The sequence below is a fragment of the Rheinheimera mangrovi genome (genome assembly GCF_003990335.1).
GTDB classification, from domain to species: Bacteria; Pseudomonadota; Gammaproteobacteria; order Enterobacterales; family Alteromonadaceae; genus Pararheinheimera; species Pararheinheimera mangrovi.
Genome location: NZ_CP034683.1, coordinates 3,043,936 through 3,065,198, shown reverse-complemented (window position 1 = coordinate 3,065,198; position 21,263 = coordinate 3,043,936). Strand labels below are relative to the sequence as shown.

At 45.3% G+C, this 21,263-nt stretch carries 19 protein-coding genes; 17 read left to right on the top strand and 2 right to left on the bottom strand.

Annotation, left to right across the window (positions count from 1 at the left end; all coding sequences use genetic code 11):
- On the bottom strand, nt 1–2,052 hold the full coding sequence (gene dinG, locus EK374_RS13755) for an ATP-dependent DNA helicase DinG (RefSeq protein ID WP_127024684.1): 2,052 nt from the start codon (nt 2,050–2,052) through the stop codon (nt 1–3).
- 485 nt (nt 2,053–2,537) lie between these two features.
- On the opposite strand from dinG, the gene EK374_RS13750 reads away from it, so the two are divergent.
- The 3 genes from EK374_RS13750 (at nt 2,538) to EK374_RS13740 (ending at nt 8,027) form a co-directional block, all read left to right on the top strand.
- A complete protein-coding gene (locus EK374_RS13750) occupies nt 2,538–5,324 on the top strand; it encodes a TonB-dependent receptor (RefSeq protein WP_127024682.1) in 2,787 nt (928 codons plus the stop codon).
- A gap of 132 nt (nt 5,325–5,456) precedes the next feature.
- Nucleotides 5,457–7,265 (top strand): tetratricopeptide repeat protein, encoded by a 1,809-nt coding sequence (locus tag EK374_RS13745; RefSeq protein WP_127024679.1) that lies wholly within the window; start codon nt 5,457–5,459, stop codon nt 7,263–7,265.
- 18 nt (nt 7,266–7,283) lie between these two features.
- Nucleotides 7,284–8,027 (top strand): O-methyltransferase, encoded by a 744-nt coding sequence (locus EK374_RS13740; RefSeq protein ID WP_127024676.1) that lies wholly within the window; start codon nt 7,284–7,286, stop codon nt 8,025–8,027.
- Between the two features lie 2 nt (nt 8,028–8,029).
- On the opposite strand, the gene EK374_RS13735 is transcribed toward EK374_RS13740, so the two are convergent.
- The gene (locus tag EK374_RS13735) at nt 8,030–8,377 is read right to left on the bottom strand and encodes a conjugal transfer protein TraR (RefSeq protein WP_127024673.1); all 348 of its coding nucleotides are present in this window, start codon (nt 8,375–8,377) and stop codon (nt 8,030–8,032) included.
- A gap of 159 nt (nt 8,378–8,536) precedes the next feature.
- Here EK374_RS13735 and EK374_RS13730 point away from each other — a divergent pair, with 159 nt between their 5' ends.
- The 14 genes from EK374_RS13730 to EK374_RS13665 all read left to right on the top strand — a co-directional run bounded on the left by EK374_RS13730 (nt 8,537) and on the right by EK374_RS13665 (nt 21,261).
- On the top strand, nt 8,537–8,860 hold the full coding sequence (locus tag EK374_RS13730; protein WP_127024670.1) for an HvfA family oxazolone/thioamide-modified RiPP metallophore: 324 nt from the start codon (nt 8,537–8,539) through the stop codon (nt 8,858–8,860).
- Between the two features lie 53 nt (nt 8,861–8,913).
- Nucleotides 8,914–9,756: an HvfB family MNIO-type RiPP peptide maturase gene (locus tag EK374_RS13725; protein ID WP_127024667.1), complete on the top strand. Its 843-nt coding sequence runs from the start codon at nt 8,914–8,916 to the stop codon at nt 9,754–9,756.
- A 1-nt stretch (nt 9,757) separates the two neighbouring features.
- The gene (locus EK374_RS13720; protein WP_127024664.1) at nt 9,758–10,495 is read left to right on the top strand and encodes an HvfC family RiPP maturation protein; all 738 of its coding nucleotides are present in this window, start codon (nt 9,758–9,760) and stop codon (nt 10,493–10,495) included.
- A 273-nt stretch (nt 10,496–10,768) separates the two neighbouring features.
- On the top strand, nt 10,769–11,317 hold the full coding sequence (gene apt, locus EK374_RS13715) for an adenine phosphoribosyltransferase (protein WP_127024662.1): 549 nt from the start codon (nt 10,769–10,771) through the stop codon (nt 11,315–11,317).
- A gap of 27 nt (nt 11,318–11,344) precedes the next feature.
- Nucleotides 11,345–13,498, top strand: coding sequence for a DNA polymerase III subunit gamma/tau (gene dnaX, locus EK374_RS13710; protein ID WP_127024659.1), 2,154 nt, complete (start codon nt 11,345–11,347; stop codon nt 13,496–13,498).
- A 76-nt stretch (nt 13,499–13,574) separates the two neighbouring features.
- Nucleotides 13,575–13,910 carry a YbaB/EbfC family nucleoid-associated protein gene (locus EK374_RS13705; RefSeq protein ID WP_046520585.1) on the top strand — a complete coding sequence of 112 codons (336 nt, stop codon included), beginning with the start codon at nt 13,575–13,577 and terminating at the stop codon, nt 13,908–13,910.
- A gap of 18 nt (nt 13,911–13,928) precedes the next feature.
- Nucleotides 13,929–14,531, top strand: coding sequence for a recombination mediator RecR (recR, locus tag EK374_RS13700; RefSeq protein WP_127024656.1), 603 nt, complete (start codon nt 13,929–13,931; stop codon nt 14,529–14,531).
- Between the two features lie 264 nt (nt 14,532–14,795).
- Nucleotides 14,796–16,727, top strand: coding sequence for a molecular chaperone HtpG (gene htpG / locus EK374_RS13695; RefSeq protein ID WP_127024653.1), 1,932 nt, complete (start codon nt 14,796–14,798; stop codon nt 16,725–16,727).
- A 128-nt stretch (nt 16,728–16,855) separates the two neighbouring features.
- Nucleotides 16,856–17,497, top strand: a complete 642-nt coding sequence (locus EK374_RS13690) for an HvfX family Cu-binding RiPP maturation protein (protein ID WP_233280255.1) — start codon at nt 16,856–16,858, stop codon at nt 17,495–17,497.
- An 89-nt stretch (nt 17,498–17,586) separates the two neighbouring features.
- Nucleotides 17,587–18,147 carry a sigma-70 family RNA polymerase sigma factor gene (locus EK374_RS13685; RefSeq protein WP_127024647.1) on the top strand — a complete coding sequence of 187 codons (561 nt, stop codon included), beginning with the start codon at nt 17,587–17,589 and terminating at the stop codon, nt 18,145–18,147.
- Entirely contained in the window at nt 18,140–18,850 is a 711-nt protein-coding gene (locus EK374_RS13680) for a DUF3379 family protein (RefSeq protein ID WP_164731880.1), read from the top strand. The genes EK374_RS13685 and EK374_RS13680 overlap by 8 nt, the downstream gene beginning before the upstream one ends.
- Before the next feature lie 466 nt (nt 18,851–19,316).
- Nucleotides 19,317–19,961 carry an adenylate kinase gene (gene adk, locus EK374_RS13675; protein WP_127024641.1) on the top strand — a complete coding sequence of 215 codons (645 nt, stop codon included), beginning with the start codon at nt 19,317–19,319 and terminating at the stop codon, nt 19,959–19,961.
- Between the two features lie 148 nt (nt 19,962–20,109).
- Nucleotides 20,110–20,490 carry an MAPEG family protein gene (locus EK374_RS13670; RefSeq protein WP_127024638.1) on the top strand — a complete coding sequence of 127 codons (381 nt, stop codon included), beginning with the start codon at nt 20,110–20,112 and terminating at the stop codon, nt 20,488–20,490.
- Between the two features lie 3 nt (nt 20,491–20,493).
- Nucleotides 20,494–21,261 (top strand): alpha/beta fold hydrolase, encoded by a 768-nt coding sequence (locus EK374_RS13665; RefSeq protein ID WP_127024635.1) that lies wholly within the window; start codon nt 20,494–20,496, stop codon nt 21,259–21,261.
- The last annotated feature ends 2 nt before the right edge of the window (nt 21,262–21,263 follow it).

Here is a 21,263-nt window from a genome sequence, read left to right as displayed (position 1 = left end):
TTACTCTTCAATAGTTTGTGAAAAGGGAGGCAAAGCGTTGAGCATGGCCTTGCCATAAGTTTTGGTCACTAAGCGTCTGTCTAATATAACAATACGGCCATGATCCTTCTCCTGGCGTAGCAGTCTACCACAGGCCTGCACCAGTTTTCGTGCTGTGGCTGGTACTGTCATTTGCAAAAATGGATTGCCGCCTCTTTTAGTAATAGCTTCAGATAAAGCTTCTTCTAAAGGTGAGGAGGGTACAGCAAAAGGTAATTTAGTGATCACCAGATTAGTCAGCAAGGCGCCCGGTAAATCCAAACCTTCAGAAAAACTCTGGGTACCACATAAAATACTGCCTTCGCCTGCTTTTACTTTCAGGGCATGAAGTTCCAGCAGTGACTGGCGGGATGCTTCACCTTGTACTAAAAAAGACCAACCTTTAGCTCTCAGAGCCTCTACTACTTTTTGCATCTGCCAATACGACGCAAACAGCAGTAGGTTACCGGCTTTTTTATCCATATACTGTGGCAGTTTTGCTATTAATTCATCAGTAAAGGCGTCACTGCTGGGGTCTGTCTGCATTTTGGGCAACAGCAAACTGGCTTTGTTTTGATAATCAAAGGGGGAGTCGACTTTGAGGGTTTGCAAACCTTGGTGCAGGGAAAGCCCCAGCTCCTGCTTGATATAGTCAAAACTATTTAGCGTCGTTAAGGTGGCGGAACAAAGTACTGTTGCAAAAGCCTGACTGAATAACAAATCGTCTAACAGAAAACTCACCGACAAGGGGCTAGCATAAGCGCTGCTTTGCTGATGCTCTTTTTGATCTTGTGTGACCCAACGCGCCTGATTGACGTGTTTTTGCTGCGGGACTGAATACAGTCGCCACAGTTCCGATTGCTGCTCAAATCTATGCTCTATCGCGGTTAATTCAAACTGCAGTGGCAGTACCAACTTAGTTGCAACTTTATGTTCAGTAGCAGCTTCAGATAAAAACTGCTGCAGCTTCTCTATAGCGGATAAGGCTTTACCACTTAACTCGGCTAATCGGTTAGCATTAGAAGCAAAGGTTTCCGGCAGTACTGCATCTGCAAAACGGTAATGCGGCTCTTTCGCAAACCAGTGGTGCTGATTCAATTCAATTTGATGTTGCACGGGTTTGAGTTGTTTTAAAAAGTCGCTTGCCAGTTCATCAAGTTTTAATACCTCGGTCATAGCGCCGTGCTGTGGTAATACACCGGCGAGCTGCTGAGTGGTCTTTTTTAGTTTTTCCAGATACTGGGCCGGGAAACTCAGCGGGGCATGGGCTGAAAAGAAATCACGACCACTGTCGGGTAAGTGATGAGCTTCATCTATGACATAAATACAATCAGCAGGCGGCGGAAGTATTTGCGAGCCAGCATCCAAATCTGCCAGTAACAAAGCATGATTGACCACTAGTACTGTGCTGCCTTCTATTTCGGCACGAGCTAAATGAAAAGGGCATTGATGATGCACCGGGTTGGCTTTGCTGCAATGTGCAGGATCAGAAGCGATAGCATACCAGTGTTCATCAGCTACCGGCTCTTTTAAGCTGTCCCTGTCACCTAGCCAATGCCGTTGCTGCCAGTTGCTGAGTAACTGCTGTAACAAAGAAGCAGGCGCTGTACTTTGGAATAAAGGCAATAAATCTGGCTGCTGCAGTTGCTGGCGGATTTTTTCTATACAGGCATAACGCTGCCTGCCTTTCACCAAGCAAAATTCAAATTTCAGACCGCTGTATTTCAGGAAAAAGGGCAAATCTTTTTGCACCAACTGTTCTTGCAAAGCCACAGTCGCTGTTGCTATCACCAGCGTTTTTTTTTGTTTTAATGCAAAAGGAATTGCCGCCATTAAATAAGCCAGCGACTTGCCCGTGCCTGTTCCTGCTTCCACTAATAAGGTTCTGTCATAGCTGTGGTAGCTACCTGCCAGAGTATTGGCAATTTCGGCCACCATTTTATTCTGGCCAGGGCGAGGCTGGTAATTCGTCAGATTGCTTTTTAGCTGCTGGTGAATGTCGCGGATTTGGTTTTTGAGAGCATCAGTAAGCATTAAAACATCTGGATAAAAAAACAGGTGTTCATGATAAGTCAGCTTTCAGTGGATGGCAATATTGGTATTAAGGTTAAAAATTGACATTTTCTTCGTCGGATAAATGAAAAAAATTGACTTATAGGTTGTAGAGTTAAGTTTACAAAAATTAGCGACGAAATGAAGGAGAAAATTAAAATGGTTAAAAATGAGGCCGGTATTGGCTGGTAAATGAACTTTTTGAGGGTTAAATAGAGATAAATTTAAAAAAAACACCCACTCTGTTAACTATATTTACTTAACGCTCTTTGAGTCTTGGCGGCGGTTGACAACACCAATGGCAATTCGTTCCGTAAAAGCTGTTGACCGTGCTGAAAAATTGCGTTTATTATCGGGTCGTTGTTTTCGACGTCTGCCCAGATTGCGAAACGTTCGGAGTTCCAATCGCCGTAAAGGTTGGTCATCGTAAAAATAGAATCACTATATAGTGGTCCAGGGAGAAAAACATGTTTACAAATACTAAGTTGTCCAAAGCAGTGCGTTTAGCAGTTGCTTTTGGTGCTGCCTCTACAGCTGCATTCACGGGATCAGTAAATGCACAAGAAGCTGAAGAAGCTAAAGATGTTGAACGGATTGAAGTTACTGGTTCTCGTATCAAACGTACTGACTTAGAGTCAGCAAGCCCAATCACAGTATTTACTGCTGCTGATATCGAAGCTTCTGGTCACGTTACTCTGGAAAAATTCGTTCAGTCTTTACCAGCAGTAAACGGTGCAGCTCAAGGTTCTAACGTAAACAACGGTAGTGCTGGTAATGCTACTGTGTCTTTACGTGGTTTAGGTTCAGGTCGTACTCTGGTACTGATCAACGGCCGCCGTTTTGCTTCAAGCGATTTAAACTCTATTCCTCTGTCATTTGTTGAACGTGTAGAAGTTCTGCGTGATGGTGCTTCAACTGTATACGGTTCTGATGCTATCGCTGGTGTTGTTAACTTCATCACCAAAACTAACTTCGAAGGTACAGAAGTTAGTGCTCAGACAGATATGACTGGCAAAGGTGACGGTGAAACTTATAAACTTTCTGTTACTACAGGTGCTTCCAGTGAAAAAGGTAACGTTGTTCTTGCTTTAGAATACAGCAAGCGTAATCCTATTTCTCAAGGTGACCGTGACTTCTCAGCTTGTGCTTACGCAGATGATGGCGAAGGCGGTGTTGAATGTGTGGGTTCCGGTACTGGTGCTGACGGTACGTGGCGTTCTAGCGTTCCGGGCAACTACTACACTCAGTCAGGTGCCGGTGGTTCTACAAGCTGGATCGTTGATCCTGTGACTGGTTTAAACCGTAAGCTGACAAGCGCAGACACCTTCAACTATGCAGCTGTAAGCTACATGGTTACTCCACAGGAAGTGTTCAGCATCAACGGTTCTGGCCGTTATGAATTAACTGACAGCACTCGTATTTTCACTGAAGCTGGTTTCACTAACCGCCAATCTAACCAGTTAATGGGCGCTGAAGGTACATTCTGGGGACAAGTTGTTCCTGCGGATCACCCGGACAACCCAACTCGTTTTGATATCAACGGTAATGCAGCAACTCCTACTGCTGTTACAGTAAACCGTCGTTTATTCGAAACTGGTGGTCGAGCCTTTACTCAAGACTTCTCTGATTACCGTATGGTTGTTGGTTTTGAAGGTGACTTCGAAAACAACTGGTCATGGGATACATCTTTTAACTACGCTCGTTATGTAGATTCACGTATTGACTTCGGTCGTGCTAACCCTAAACGTTTCCTGACTTTAACTAACCCTACTGCTTGTGCGGCTGATGCAGCTTGCCCAGGTTTATGGAACCCGTTCAAAGCCGGTACTTTAACTGATGCAATGATCGATTACGCTTTCCTGCCAAACTCACCAGTAGTTCGTGGTGTAACTAAGCAGTTCCAGGCTAACTTAAGCGGTGACTTTGGTGATTTCGAATTACCAGCAGGTCCAGCAGCTTGGGCTTTTGGTGTTGAAAGACGTTGGGAAGATTACCTGAACCAGCCAGACGGCGCTGCTATAATCGGCGAAATCTACTCAGTAGTAGGTGAGAAGACAGAAGGTCAATACGATCTGAACGAAGCTTACTTAGAATTAAGCGCTCCGTTACTGGCTGACTTACCTATGGTCGAAAGCCTGAACTTATCTGCAGCTGTACGTCGCACTGACTACAACTTCCTGAGCGCGGCGTCTAACACCAAGTTAGGTTTAGAGTGGACTCCTTTTGATGGTTTATTAGTACGTGCTACTAAAGCTGACGGTTTCCGTGCTCCAAGCATCTCTGAACTGTATGCTCCTCAAGCTGAGTCAAACCTGAACTACGCAGAACCTTGTACTAACTATGCAACTGGTACTCAGTCTGCAAACGTAAAAGCAAACTGTGCTGCTGAAGGTTTACCAGGTAACTTCACTCTGACGTCTAACCAGGCTAGTGCTTTAACTGGTGGTAACCCAGATTTGACCCCGGAAGAGTCTGAAAGCTTAACTATGGGTTTCGTCTACACGCCATTTGATAACTTCAGCTTTGCACTTGATTATTTCGACATCGAAATTACCAACGGTATAGGTACTGCTGGTACTAACAACATCGTTACCGCATGTTATGAAAGTGCAAACTTCTCTAGCCCGCTGTGTGCTCTGATGGTTGGTCCTGGCGCTTTGCCAACTCCGGCAGCTCCGCACCCAACTTCACCACGTCGTGATGCTTTAGGTGCTATCTCTGGTGTTCTGGTTACAAATGCTAACCTGTCGACTTTCGAAACTTCAGGCGTTGACTTTGATACGTCTTACCAATTCGATTTAGGCGCTGGTCGTTTGAAAGTTCGTTTAGATGGTACTTACTTAGAGAACTACTCCTACGTTCCTTTCGCAGGTGAAGCTGAGCTGAAATATGCTGGTAAGTATGCAGAAGACCAATGGGAAACCAGCCCGGCTGCGTTCTCTAAATTACGTGCTAACTTAACAACGTCTTACACTACAGATGCATGGTCTGCAACCTGGATGATGCGCTCTCTGTCAGGTGTTGATGCGTTAACTCCAACAGAAGGCAACACTAGTGATAGCACTGGTACAGTTGTGTATAACGACCTACAAGGTAGCTACTACTACGAGAATATGACCTTTACATTGGGTGCTCGTAACTTATTTGATAAGAAGCCACCATACGTAACAGATTACGGCGATATGAACACTCTGAACGCGTCATACGATACTGCTGGTCAGTACTGGTATGCTCGTGTGTCAGCTAAGTTCTAAGCTGAACTCTTGAAAAAACCAGCCATATGGCTGGTTTTTTTTACCTTTATGCGGTGGAAAATGATCTGCCGCAATAAGCGGCTTTGTGGTAAAACCTAGACTGATGAAAACAGACTGCGATAATAAGAAGTGATGAAACAGTTAGATTCTGCTCAGTTAATGCAGCAAGCGCTGGGCTTGTATCAGAGCCAACAATACCAGCAATCCATCCGGTTGTTACAGCTATTGGCTTCACGCCACAAAGAGCATGCACAAGTATGGCATTTAAAAGCATTGACAGAACGTAAGTTAGGCCAGGAGTTGGATGCTCTTGCCTCCTTTGAACATGCCTTTAAGCTGCAACCTGATAATCCTGAGTTGTTAAATAACTTTGCAAACTTACTCAAGCGGCATAAACAGGAAGCCAGAGCTATAAGTTTGTTCCATCGCGCTATTGAGCTACAGCCTCAGTATTTTGACGCTTACTATAATGCTGCTTTGCTGCTACAAAAACAGCTCAGATTGCGTGAAGCTATTCCTTTGCTACAGAAAGCACTTAGCTTCAAGCCAAAACATCCTGACGCAATTTTGGCTTTGGCGCAGGCCTTCGAAAAAAGCGGCAGAGTGAATGACGCAGAAGTTTTACTTGAAGCTACCGTGGCCGAACAGCCGGGCCAGCTTAAGTTATGGCTAATGTATTCTTCCATATTAAGACATCAAGGAAAGTATCAGTATGCACTTGAGCAATTAGCTCAGGCTATGGCAAGGAACCCTGCTGATCTGTCGTTAAAACGAGAGTATGCGACCATCCTTTATTTAACAGGTGATACAAAAGCAGCCATAATGCAGGTTAAATACTTACTGCAGCAGTTTCCAACCGATGCTTCTTTGCATCATTTATTATCGGATTTTAGCTGGCTGACTGGCGATGACGATTGTTTTAGTCATTATGAACAGCTGCTGGTGCAGCAACCGCAACTACTGCATTTATATGGACCTTATATTCAAAAGCTGATTAAAGCCAATGCATTGGTCAAAGCTGAACAGATCACAGATTTGTATCTGGCTCAAAAGCAGACAGCTGAAGCTTTAGTATACAAAGGCTTTCTACGCCGTAGCGCCGGAGATGCTGGGCACGCCTTGAGTTTTCTTAGCGCCGCATTTCAGCAACAGCCGACAGACTCGGAAATTCGTAACGAAATGGCACTATGCTATTTGTCTTTGGAAGAAAATGAACATGCATTACTGCAGTTTAAAGCGCTCATCAAGGATTTCCCTCTGAATCAGGCCTGGTATGCGCATTATGCCGCTGCGTTAAAGCACCTCGGCCAAAGCACCGCCTATCGACATTTGTACAATTACGATAGCTTTGTGCAGGTAAGAGCGGTTGAACCTCCTGCTGGTTATGCGTCCATACAGCAGTTTAATCAAAGCTTAGCCTCAGTGATAACCCCTCTTCATCAGACACAGAGACATCCTCTGGATCAATCTCTCCGGCACGGTACTCAAACTGATGATCACTTGTTTTTAAGGCAGGAAGAGCCGATCCAACAGTTGGAACAACAAATTCGTCAACAGGTGTTGTTATATATTCAAAGCTTGCCACAGGACAATTCTCATCCGTTTTTGTGTCGTAAATCCGACAGATTTTTATTTACAGGTGCCTGGTCTGTGCGTTTGAATCAAAGTGGGTTTCATAAGAATCATTACCACAGCGAAGGTTGGATCAGTGGTTGTTATTATGTGGATATACCGCCGGCTGTTGAAGAAAAAGGGCAGGGGTGGATTAAGTTTGGTCAGGCTGAATTGACTGAACAACTTGCAATGCAGCCTGATATTTTAGTTAAACCTCAGGCCGGAACTGTAGTATTGTTTCCATCAATGATGTGGCATGGCACTGAACCTTTTGCAGGCCAGCATTACCGTCTAACAGTGGCGTTTGATTTAATTCCATTGGATTAACTTTTTAAAGGAGGATTTATGTTTTGGGGACGATTTAGTGAGGAGCAAGCTGCAGACAATAAGCTAAAAAATCATGCAGATGCGATCGAAATGCCCAAAGGTGAAATGTATCTTGCTTCATGTATGAATATTTTGCGCAATGTGTATGGTTATGTGTTTTCGGTTGAAAAGGGGGTTGCGGTAGATAAAAGTGGCGGCTATTTACCTCTGTATACCTATCCGACCATTGAATACCTGACGCAGTTCGATTTCAGGAAAAAGCGAGTGTTTGAATTTGGCGCCGGAGCTTCCACTTTTTTCTGGATGGAGAGGGCTGCTGAAGTTGTCAGCGTCGAAAATAATCAGGATTGGTACACCAAACTCAAATCGCAAATCAAACCTAATGTGCAGCTCATTTTTGCACAGAACCGTGACTTTCCTTTGGCGATCAGCAAGCAGGACGGTTTGTTTGATATCATCATCGTTGATGGCTTTGGTTATCGTTATGATTCCGCAGTGCAAGCTTTAAATAAGCTGGCACCTGGAGGCTGTATTGTGCTTGATAATGCAGACTGGCATCCAAATACAGCGGCTTTACTTAAATCGTCTGGCTTGCTGCAGGTCGATATGACTGGTTTTAAGCCTTGCGAATCCCATACTTCGACAACATCAATTTTTTTCCGGCGTGATTTTGACTTTGAGACTTTAGAAAAACGTCAGCCTGTTTATGGCAAAGGCGCTAAATGGATTAATTCTACCGAGTGGGATAAAGCTGTACTCTGATGTCAGGATTTGCGGCACCTGTTGCACCTTTGCTGGGCTGGGTCGAGTTCAAGTAGCTCAGCAGACAATTCGGCTTCACAGTCAGCACAGTAACCGTATAATCCAATTTGAATTTGGCTTAATGACGCTTCCAGTTGCTCTAGTCTGTGCCGGTAATCTTTTAGTTGCTCTGAAAATACACCAGACATCAACTCTGGCCATTTCATAACTGAATCAGCTTGCAGTTTTTTTGCAAGCAGCAAATAGTCAGAATCATGGCTTTGCTGTAAGCAACTGATGATTTTCTGCTGAATTTGAGCAAGCTCAAGTTCTAGTTTTTGCTGATAGTACTGGGTTGTGTGCAAAGGCATGACGAAAGCTCCTGATGAAGCTGTTAGTTTGTACCTGAGTGATGCTGTCTGCCGTGATGTATATCAATAAATTTTGCGTAATGTGAGAAGTATTGAAATTTTTTTGTAGTTAGTCTGGTCTGTTTGAAGCAACTTAATGCAACCACAAGGAACATTGTTATGAAATCAAATAAAACTACTGCTGTTGCCGTCAGTGCTTTAGTACTGGGTTCTTTAGCTACGCTGAGCTTAAGCGCAAATGCGAATCCGTTTTCTGCTGAACAGCTGAATGCAGGTTACCAGTTAGCGTCCGCTGAAGCTTCTTGTGGTGCTGATAAAGCCAAAGATAAAGAAGCTAAATGTGGCGAAGATAAAGCCAAAGCGAAAGACAAAGAAGCCAAGTGTGGTGAAGGTAAATGTGGCGACGAAAAAAAAGACGCTAAAGACAAAGAAAAATCCAAAGAAGCTAAATGTGGTGAAGGTAAGTGCGGTGGTGCTGCGTAGTACCACAGATAGTCAGCCTGCACTCGCGGGCTGACTGCTTTTAAGGAGACTGTATGTCTGATTTTGGTTTAGCTGCTTCTCATGTGGGTTTAGGCTTGCGGCGTGAAATGCTGAATGCTGTGCTGGAGCAGCAACAAACAGATATTGATTTCTTTGAAGTGGCACCGGAAAACTGGTTGCCTTATGGTGGGGGTTACCAGAAAAAATTCCGCCAGCTCACTGAACGTTATCCTTTTATCTGTCATGGTTTATCTTTGTCTTTAGGCAGTCCTGATCCATTAGATTTGGATTTTGTCCGTCAAATCAAAGCCTTTTTAAAAGAGCATCAGATTAAGCTTTACAGCGAGCATTTGAGTTACTGCTCAGCTGCTGGCCATCTGTACGATTTATTACCTATCCCTTTTACCGAAGAAGCTGCTGTTTATGTGGCAGATCGTATTCGTGTAGTGCAGGATATTCTTGAACAGCCATTGGTCGTCGAAAATGTCTCTTATTATGCAGCGCCTGGCCAGGAATTAACGGAGCTTGAATTTACCAATGCGGTGTTAGAGTTGGCCAACTGTAAGCTGCTATTAGATGTGAATAATATTTACGTGAATTCAGTCAATCACGGCTATGATGCTCTGGCGTTCTTAAAAGGACTGCCAACACAACGTATTGCTTATGGTCATGTCGCGGGGCATTACCGCCAACATGACAGCTTACTGATTGATACCCACGGTGCTGATGTGTCTGAACCGGTCTGGTCTTTATTATCTGAAGCTTATCAGCATCATGGCTTATTTCCGACTTTGCTAGAGCGGGATTTTAATATTCCGGATATGCAGCAACTGCAACTTGAGTTGGCGCATATTCGTCGCCTGCAGCCAACTGACTCTATGAAGTTAAGGGCCTGATATGAAGTTTCAACAGGTTCAACATCAGTTTGTTGCTTATTTACGCTCTCCAGAGCAGAGCGAGAAGCCTGCAGATGTCGATCAGGAACGCCTGGATGTGTATCGGGAGTTATTGTTTAACAATGTTTCGGGTTTTGTCAGCAGCGCTTTTCCTGTGCTGAAGTCTCTGTATGCAGATCAGGCATGGCAGCAGCGGTTACAGCTGTTTTTCGCAAGCTATCGCTGCGAGAGTCCGTTCTTTTTATCCATAGCCCAGAGCTTTTTAGATTTTTTACAAGAGCAATACGAGCCCGAGGGCGATGACCCGGTTTTTATGCTGGAGCTGGCCCAGTACGAATGGCTTGAGCTTGAACTTGCAACCCGTAAGGCAGAAGTAGTGCATGCGGTGACGGATCTAAAACAGCAGGCATTGCAATTGTCTGAACTGGCATCTGTTCAGGCCTATCAGTACCCGGTGCATAAAATTTGTGTTGAGTTTCAACCCACTGAAAGCGAAACCAGCTTTTTACTCATTCATCGTAATAGTGACGATGAAGTGAAATTTATTGCCCTCAACCAGCTGACTACTTTATTGTTGCAACTATTAGCGCAGCAACCCGGCTTGACATTGGTAGGGCTGGTTGATGAGTTAGCGCCTTATGTGCCACAACTGGATGCTGAGCAATTATTGTCAGGCGCTGAACAAATACTGTTGAATTTTGCGGCGAAAGGCATAGTGCATGCTTTTCAAGCTGACTAAAATTCATTACCATGTTCCACCTTTTTAGCGAGTGAGCTCCGATCATGGCAGACGAAAATTTTAAAGAATCTTTTGGCATCGGCCAATTAGTGTTATTGGTAGTCGCTTTTCTGGCGTGTTTATGCCTTCCTCCAATTATCAGCTGGGTTCGTTTTTTCAGCTAAACCTTTTGCGAGTGATAAATGAACCGCCTTGTGGCGGTTTTTTTATCTATTTTAGGTCGGTCTGATTGTGCCCGACTTTGGTTACTATTTTAGGATCAGGAAACTGAGAATGACTACAGAATCTCTTTCTGCTTTATTAAGCCAGGTGATCAAAGCCGTACCTGACTATCCAAAACCAGGTATTTTATTTCGTGATGTCACCAGTCTGATGCTGGACGCCGATGCGTTTGCGAAGGTGATTGATGCCTTCAAACTAGAGTATCAGGGCAAAGGTTTTACTAAGATTGTTGGTACTGAATCCCGCGGTTTTATTTTTGGTGCACCTTTAGCTTATGCGATGGGATTACCCTTTGTGCCAGTGCGTAAACCGGGTAAATTGCCACGTGAACGTATTGCCCAGTCTTATCAGCTGGAATACGGCGAAGACACGCTGGAAATTCATAAAGACGCTATAGTGGCCGGAGATAAGGTGCTGTTAGTGGATGACTTATTGGCTACAGGTGGTACTATTGCTGCGACAACCAGTTTAGTCGAGCGTTTGGGTGGCAAAGCAACAGACGCCGCTTTTGTGGTGAATCTGCCGGACTTGGGCGGACAAGCGCGTTTAGAAAAGCTTGGGTTGAACCTTTACAGTCTGGTTGAATTTGCAGGCGATTAATTCCAATAAAACACAGGCGCAGGTGGCATGAGTTATCAGGTACTGGCAAGAAAATGGCGACCTCAACATTTTGGTCAACTGGTTGGTCAGGACCATGTGAAGACTGCGTTGACTAATGCGCTCAATCATAACAGATTACATCATGCCTATTTGTTTACTGGCACCCGTGGTGTCGGTAAAACCACCATAGCCCGTATTTTTGCTAAAAGTTTAAACTGCGAAACTGGCGTGACCTCCACGCCTTGTGGTGTCTGTAGTGCTTGTATTGAAATTGATCAGGGTTTTTTTGTTGATCTGTTAGAAATTGACGCTGCCTCCCGCACTAAAGTGGAAGACACCCGCGATTTACTCGATAACGTGCAGTACGCGCCAAGCCGCGGTCGTTATAAAGTCTACTTAATAGATGAAGTGCATATGCTGTCGCGCCACAGCTTTAATGCGCTTTTGAAAACGCTGGAAGAACCACCACCACATGTGAAGTTTTTGCTGGCGACTACTGATCCACAAAAGCTGCCTGTCACAGTGTTATCCCGTTGTTTACAGTTCAGCTTAAAGGCGTTAAGCCCAGAACAAATTAAACAGCACTTGTCTTATGTATTGGCGCAGGAAGGTATTTCGGCCGCCGAAGAAGCTTTAGCTTTGTTAGCTCGTGCCGCCAAAGGCAGTTTACGCGATTCGTTAAGTCTGACTGATCAGGCCATAGCCCAAAGTAATTCCAATATTACAGTGCCGCTGGTGCGCGATATGTTGGGGTATCTGGAGCAGCAATGGGCTGAGCTTTTATTAGCTGCTGTGATTAACCGCGATTTAGCTGCACTGAAACAGCATCTGGATCAATTAGTGCAGCAGCACAGTCATTTTGCCCATGTGCTGGATGATATGCTGGCCTTACTGCATTTAGCGGCCTTAAGTCAGTTTAATTGGCAGGCGGCTGACTTAGTGACAGATCACAGTGCTTTTGTGCAGCAATTAGCGGAGCAGCAAAGCCCTGAGCAGTTACAGTTGTTTTATCAGTTACTGATTTCCGGCAAAAAGGAACTGGCTTTTGCACCAGAGCCTCGTATTGGTCTGGAAATGGCATTATTACGAGCTGTGGCTTTTGTGCCCGGCGCTGATACTTCTCCAGCGATGCGCGCTTCAACTCCTGTATCGCATGCGGCTGAACTCAAAGCTAAGTTTAATTTACCTGAAACCGCAGCGGCAATTCCGGCTAAAGAGCACGAACCTGCGCCTGAGATGGCAGAATCAATGCCTCAAATGCTTGAAGCCGCAGTCGAAATGCCGCCAGAGCAGAATGTTGCAACAGAAGCTGTGGCCGTTGTTGCGCAGCCAGCTGCTTCAGGTATTGCCGCTTCTATTTTGGCGCGCCGTGGTATTAAAGCTGATAATGTGAGCGTAGATAGAGCTGTGGAGACTCAGACCGAAAAAAAGTCTGAACCCACTCCTGCTGTAGCCAAGGCTGCAGAGCCATTTGTTATGCCAAGAGCACAAGTTGCTCCAGTCGCCGCTTCACAGCCAGCAGTTTTGCAGCCCGTTGTACCGCAACAAGCGCCGATTTTACCTCCAGTCGTGCCTGAACAGTCAGAACCGGCAATGTCTGCTTATCCAGATGAATCTGATTCGTCAGATATACCAACAGAGGATGCTGATTTTGCGGCCGATTGGGCCTGGCAGGAATTTCAGCAACAGCATCAATCTGAAGCTGTGCCGGAACCACAGCCTGTTGCTGCCGTACCAGAAGCGAAAGCACAGTATCGTTTTGATGGTGTGATCACAGCCGAAAACTTCTCTGTGCGTCTTGCCGCTCAGGTGGATGAATGGGCTGCTTTAGTAGACAGCCTGAATTTAGGTGGATTACTGCGTTTGTACTTATTGCATAGCTGCATCAATTGGGCAGGGGATACTGTGCAGTTGCTGGTCTGCCAAAGCCAGCAGCACCTGGATAAAGAAAAATTCCGTGCTGAAATTGTCAAAGAGTTGAGTCAGGCCTTTCATAAGGCGGTTCAGCTGGATATTCAATACCAACCTTGGGTAGAAACTTGCCCTGTGGCTATTCAGCAGCGTATTGAGCAGGAACGTTTGGTTTATGTAGAGCAGTTGTTGCAGCAGGATCCATGGGTGGTGCAACTGCAGAAAGATTTTGGGGCGGAAATAGTCGCTGACAGTATTATTGTCAACTAATTCGTCTTGTATTTTGGGGCTCAAGTCATTATCTTGTCGCCAGTTTAATTGAGTCATTTTTTAAGAGAGTACAGTTATGTTCAAAGGTGGTGGTGGCGGTTTAGGCAATATCATGAAGCAGGCGCAAGCCATGCAGGATAAAATGCAAAAGGCCCAGCAGGAATTGGCTAATCTGGAAGTGACAGGCGAGTCAGGTGCTGGTCTGGTCAAAGTGACTATGACAGGCAACCACAATGTACGCCGTGTCAGCATAGACGACAGTCTGATGCAGGATGACAAAGAGATGGTGGAAGACTTAGTCGCTGCTGCTATTAATGATGCGGTACGTCGGGTGGAAGAAGCCAATAAAGCCAAAATGGCTGCAGTGACCGGTGGTATGCAATTACCTCCTGGTTTTAAGATGCCGTTTTAAGTGGTGATTTGATCCACTATGAGCAAATTTAGCCCATTGTTGCAGCAACTGATCGACGCCTTGCGTATATTGCCAGGCGTAGGTCCTAAGTCGGCACAACGTATTGCCCTGCAGTTGCTGGAACGCAATCGCTCTGGAGCCGTGCAGTTGTCTAAGGCTCTGGCTGTGGCTATGGAGAAAGTAGGGCATTGCCAGCAGTGCCGTACTTTTTGCGAAACTGATTTATGTGCTATTTGCTCAGACCCGAGGCGCAGCGACAGTCAAAGCCTTTGTATTGTCGCTTCGTCTTCTGATCAGTTTGCCATAGAGCAAACCGGCCAGTTTAGAGGTCGTTACTTTGTCTTGCAGGGCCAGTTGTCGCCACTTGATGGCATAGGTCCTTCAGAATTGGGCCTGGATTTACTGCAAAAACAGCTGGGTACAGGTTCGGTGCAGGAAGTGATACTAGCCACTAACCCGACAGTGGAAGGTGATGCCACAGCTTATTACATTGCCGAGCAGTGTAAAAAGTATCAGGTGAATGTCTCCCGTATTGCCCATGGTGTGCCTGTGGGGGGGGATTTAGAGTATGTGGATGGGACTACCTTGTCACACGCCTTTAGTGGCCGCAAACCTATCTGAGCTTCGTCCTTGAAGCTATAGCAGCGTTGCTGCGTTCTTGCTACAACTCCAATGCCTTTGCTCAGAACTTTCGTCCTTGAAGCTGCAGCTTTGTTGGCTGCGCTCTTGCATTACCAAATAACAGCTTATTCTTTATCCAATTGCCTGATGCTCTATTTTTGTTCTCTGTTTTGCCGCTATTGCCCCCTTGATATTTGTGGGTATTAAACCCATATCCTTGCCAGCACAATTGAAAGTCATTCCACGAAAGATAAGGAGCTGTATATGACTGAGACAGTACAAAAACAAAAGCACGGCTTTCAGGCCGAGGTCAAACAACTTCTGCAGCTGATGATCCATTCGCTGTATTCCAATAAAGAAATTTTCCTGCGCGAGCTGGTATCTAATGCTTCAGACGCGGCGGATAAATTGCGCTTTTTAGCTTTGTCAGACAGCAGCCTGTATGACAATGATGGCGAATTACGCGTTCGTATCAGTCTGGATGAAGCTGCCAAAACCATTAGCATCAGCGACAACGGTATTGGTATGACGCAAGATGAAGTGATTAGCCATTTAGGTACTATCGCCAAATCCGGCACTAAAGAATTTTTTGGCCAGCTCTCAGGCGACCAAAGCAAAGACTCTCAGCTGATAGGTCAGTTTGGTGTAGGTTTTTATTCCGCTTTTATCGTGGCCGACAAAGTGACAGTCAAAACCCGTAAAGCCGGTGCGCCAGCTGATTCTGCTGTTGAGTGGGAATCTACAGGCGAAGGTGAATACACTATTACACCTATAGTCAAAGCCAGCCGTGGTACAGAAATTATTCTGCATTTACGTGACGAAGAAACTGAATTTTTAAACCAGTGGAAAGTCGAGTCTATTGTCACTAAATACTCAGACCATATCAGCATTCCTGTTGAAATGTATCAGGAAGGCACGCCAGAGCAGGACGGTGAAGAGGGCGAAAAAATCCCTGCTACTGAAGGGTTCTGGAAAGCAGTCAACAAAGCCACAGCGCTTTGGATGCGTGATAAGTCTGAAGTAACAGAAAATGAATATCAGGAATTCTACAAGCATATTTCGCACGACTGGAGTGAGCCATTAAGCTGGACTCACAACAAAGTCGAAGGCAATACCAACTACACCAGTTTATTGTTTGTGCCGAAAAAAGCACCTTTTGATATGTGGAACCGTGAAGCCCGTCATGGCTTAAAATTGTATGTGCAGCGTGTATTTATTATGGATGACGCTGAACAGTTTATGCCAAGTTACCTGCGTTTTATCAAAGGTGTGTTGGATTCAAGCGATTTACCATTGAACGTGTCCCGCGAGATTCTACAGGATACTAAGGTGACGCAAAGCTTACGCAAAGGCTGTACCTCTCGCGTCTTAAAAATGCTGGAAAAAATGGCCAAAGCTGAAGATCAAACTGAGTACCAGACCTTCTGGAACGAGTTCGGTCAGGTGATGAAAGAAGGCCCGGCTGAAGATGCGGGTAACAAAGACAGCATAGCTAAGCTGCTGCGTTTTGCTTCTACTCATAACGACAATGCCGATCAGACGGTTAGCTTAGAAGCTTATGTCAGCCGGATGAAAGAAGGTCAGGACGAAATTTATTTTATCGTTGCTGACAGTTATGAAGCCGCCAAACACAGCCCACACTTAGAAGTGTTGCGTAAAAAAGGCATAGAAGTGCTGCTGTTATCCGACCGTGTTGACGAGTGGTTAATGCAGCATCTGACTGACTTTGAAGGTAAAAAGCTGCGTTCTATCGCCAAAGGTGGCTTGGATATCAGCAAGTTGGATGACGAAGAAACCAAAAAAGCTCAGGAAGAAACAGAAAAGCAATTTGCTGCTGTGACTGAACGCTTTAAAACAGCTTTAGGTGATCAGGTCAAAGCAGTGAAAACCAGCCATCGCTTAACCGACAGCCCAGCTTGTATCGTCACTGACGAGTTTGACATGAGCACGCAGATGATGAAGCTGATGGAATCTGTTGGTCAGAAAGTACCGGACGTAAAACCTATTTTTGAACTGAACCCGGACCATGCACTGGTGAAGCATATTGCCGATGTGCAGGACGAAACGCAGTTTAAACAGTGGGCTGAAGTCTTGTTTGATCAGGCCTTATTAGCTGAGCGTGGCAGCCTGAAAAATCCTGCAACTTTTGTTAGCCGCTTAAACGCGCTGCTGTTGGATTTATCAAAAAAAGCTTAATCTCTTGATGAGTTAAGTGCGGGTAGAAGAGTCAGCTGTTAAGGCTGACTCTTTTTTTTGCCCCAATTTGAAAGATTATTTCGCACTTTCCTGTCTCTTGTCACAACGGCATTATGCGGAGCCTGCTTGTGATACAACAAGGTATTCTCTTTTATCAAAAACTAGTGAGCCAACTACAGCAGCTGGATTTTATTCCATTGTTGTTACTGCGGTTGTACTTAACGCCTGTGATGATGCAGGCGGGCTGGACTAAGCTACAAAACTTTGACAGCACCTTAAGCTGGTTTGCCAACCCGGACTGGGGCTTAGGTTTACCTGCGCCTGCGCTGTTATTGTCTTTGGTCATACTGCTAGAGCTCGGCGGCGGTTTAGCTCTGCTATTCGGGGTATTCACCCGACTGACTGCTTTGGGATTAAGTATGACCATGCTGGTGGCTATGCTAACAGTGCATGCGAAAAACGGCTGGCTGGCGATAGCGGATGCGTCAAGTTGGTTAGCCGATGGCACTATTTTTCGCAATGACGCTGTGATAGCTGCACCAGAGAAACTAGCCAAAGCCAATCAAATTTTGCAGCAACAGCCAGATTACCACTGGCTTGTCTCCAGCGGAAAATTAGTGGTGCTGAATAACGGTATTGAGTTTGCCGCCACTTACTTTGTTATGTTAGTGGTATTGGTTGTGTATGGGGCTGGGCGCTGGTTAAGTCTGGATTATTGGTTAGGGCGCAAAGTCGTTCAGGTAGCTATACCGCAGGAGACAGAAGCTTGAGTTTTCTTCGCTCTATGTCCTATAGTGAGCAGCCTGAACCGACAGAACCGCCGGATTTAAGGCTCTTGGCTACAAGGACAAAAAAAATAATGTGGTGGTCAACTCTCAAATCAGCACCTAAGAAACAAATAACGGAGAAAGAGCAACGTCAGCATAGCTATATGCAGTTAGTACGTTTATATCATGCGGATTTATACCGTTATAGTTGCTGGATTTGTCGAAATGCCGATGTTGCCGAAGATTTAGTTCAGGATACCTATTTGCGTGCCTGGAAAAGTATTGATTTGCTGCAAAACGAAGCCTCTGCCAAAGCCTGGTTATTTACTATTTTACGGAATGAAAATGCCCGGCGTTTTGAACGTAAACAGTTTCAATACCAGGAAGTAGAGCAGGATTTACTGCTGGATGAACATCAGGTGAGCCCTGAGCAATTGTATTCACAGCAGCAATTATTAAAGCAAATTGAGAGTCTGGAGCCTGAATACAGCGAGCCTTTGATCCTGCAAATTATCGGCGGTTTTAGTGGGGATGAGATAGCACAATTGCTGTCTCTGAATCTTAATACAGTGAACACCCGTTTATTCCGCGCCCGTAAGCAGTTACGGGATTTGTTAAGCCATGAAAGCGTCAGGGAGCAAAGAAATGGATGAGTTAGAAGTTCGTCGTCGTTTGCTGACTGATCCCTATCATTTGACGCCTGAACAACGACAGCAGTTGCAGCAGGATCCGGATAGTCAGCAATTTCATCAGGATGTACTAGAGCTGGACCAGCACATCAAGCAGTTGTTAAGCCCTCCGGTGCCAAAAACGCTGGAAAACACATTGTTGATGCAGCAGCACAAACACAAGCAACAACAGCAAAAGCGCTTTTATCAGAATTTGATTGCGTTAGCGGCTTCAGTGGCGTTTTTAGCTGGTTTTGCGCTGAACTGGTCGTTTTTCCTGTATGGCTCGCAAAGTCTTGGCGAAAATTCGCTGGCTCATGTCTACCATGAAGAGCCATATATCCAGCATATGACGACGGCTTTGTCGTTGTCTGATGTGAATGCAAAACTGGCTGAGTTTGACGCCAGTCTGGTTGAAAGCAGCCATGCTGTTGTTTATGCCAACTTCTGTAACTTCCGCGGCACCCGTTCTTTGCATCTGGTCGTTGAGACTGAGCAAGGATTGATGACGGTTTTTGTGGTGCCCAAAGAGAACTCATTGGATTATGAAGCAGAGTTTCATGATGATAAATATTTGGGACGTAGTATCAATAGCCATAAAGCTATTCTGGTAATGGTGAGTGATAAAGCAAAAGTGCTGCAACAGGGCGAACAGCAACTGCTGCAAAACCTGCAATTTAAAGCCTGAATAAAAGCGGGGTTTCGGGGCGTTTTCTATGCTTCCGGAGCCTTTCTGTATAAAATTCCTGGTTTTATTGATCTCAATCAATTTTGTTGAGGCTTTGCGCGCAACCTGCTGATTTAGTCCTTTAGAATCAATTATTTATTTTGAATTCTCTTTGGTTGTTATTTCGGCAGTTTTACAATTTAATCTTAAATGCCTTGCGATAGCTACTGCGCTGAAACGCAGTAAATATGCACTACCTTAGTCGAATAGCTTACTGTCTTTATTCGACTTTTTTTCCTGTCAGTCCTATTTCCGCTCTCCAGATAGCCCAAAAGGCTATTGTAGCAAGTTATCCTACCAAAGTAGGCTTGACTGCGGCCGATCAGGTAAGACAAGCAGACAAATTCCTTGTCTGATGATGCACATTATGTAAAGATTCACCCCTTATAACAAATGGATCAATCCCAGGTTAATTGAGGATCTTTGTATGCGTATTATTTTGTTGGGTGCCCCGGGTGCTGGTAAAGGAACTCAGGCGCAGTTTCTGATGAACAAGTATGGGATCCCACAAATTTCGACTGGTGACATGCTGCGTGCTGCCATCAAAGAGGGTAGTGCTTTAGGTTTGGCTGCTAAGCAAGTGATGGATGCTGGCCAACTTGTGTCTGACGACCTAATTATTGGTTTAGTGAAAGAACGGATCAGTAAAGAAGATTGTGCCAAAGGCTTCTTATTGGATGGTTTCCCGCGCACTATTCCACAAGCTGATGCCATGAAAGCCAATGGTGTAGTGGTTGATCACGTCATTGAATTTGATGTACCGGATGATGTGATTGTTGAGCGTATGAGCGGCCGTCGTGTGCACCCGGCATCAGGTCGTGTTTATCATGTCAGTTACAATCCACCAAAAGTGGATGGTAAAGACGACTTAACGGGTGAGGATTTAGTGATCCGTGAAGACGACAAGGAAGAAACTGTGCGTAAGCGTTTAGGTATTTATCACGAGCAGACAGAACTGCTGGTCGGTTATTACCGTAAAGAAGCCGAGCAAGGTCGCACTCAGTACCATTATATGGTAGGTACTTTACCAGTTGAGCAAGTCAGTGCAAAACTTGAGGCGTTATTAGGTTAACCCACAGCTGTTTCATCTAAGCCCACCTAGAGTGGGCTTTTTATTAAATTCTGTAGCGATTTCTGTGGTTCTAAGGATTTAATGAGCTTCAGTCTCTTCGGCAGGATATTTCAGTCGATAGTTCTGCAACAACTTTAAGGGCATAAATGTGACTTTAGCTATTACCTCTTTTTACGCTGCGATTCTGGCACTGTTGTACGTCGTCTTGGCTGGTTTTGTGATACGCCAGCGTTTTAAGCACAGAGTTGGGCTGGGTACAGGTAAAGAACCACAGCTGTTACAGACGGTGCGGATGCACGGTAACTTTGCTGAATATGTGCCGTTTTTGCTTATTCTTGTTGCGTTGCTGGAGTTACAACAAAGCCCTGTCTGGCAACTGCATCTGGTGGCTGGATTAACTTTAGCTGGACGAGTACTGCATGCCGTAGGTTTGTGGCGCAGCAGCGGCACGTCGGTGCCTCGTTTTTTAGGTATGATTTCCACTTTCGCTGCACTTATTGTAGGTGCTGTGTTTTTGCTGATGAAATAACTTATGCAAACTACGGTTCTGATGCTGCATAGTTCGCTTTCCAGCGGGCGCCAATGGCAGGGCTTGAAGCTGGCTCTAAAAGCAGATTATCAGGTACTGAATCCTGATCTGCTGGGTTATGGCGGTAATACAGAGAGTTACCCCCGCCCTATGCAACTTGCTGATGAAGCAAAGCAGTTGTGGCCTTTGCTGGAAGGGAAAGCAGCTGCTTCAGTGATTTTAATTGGCCACTCCTTTGGTGGTGCAGTCGCTTTGCATATGGCGCGCTCAAGGCCAGAATTATTTAAAGCCGTGTTAGTGTTTGAACCTGTGGCCTTTCATTTATTTAAAACGGCAGAGGTGTCGTTGTATCAGCAGGTGCAACAGTTAAGTCAGCAGATGCTGAATGTAAGCCCAAAAGACGCGGCAGAGCTTTTTATTGATTATTGGCAAGGTGAAGGTTATTTCCGTCATTTGCCGGATGTTATGCAGCAGAAACTCACAACGCAAGTGGGGAAAGTGGCCGCTGATTTTGAAGCTTTAAGTGCTGAGCCCGCAACGCTTACCGACTATGCCACAGCTATTCACTGTCCTGTGTTGCTGTTAAGTGGCGAGCAAAGCCAGTTATCAGCACAACGTTTGGCTACCATGCTGGCTGGCGCTTTGCCTTGCGTTGAGTTCCAAATAGTAAAAACGGGCCACATGGGGCCCGTTACAGATGCAGAACTGGTGAATTCGGTTCTGCTTGAGTTTATTCAGCGTTTAGCCGTTACTAAACCTAGCCATTATTAAGC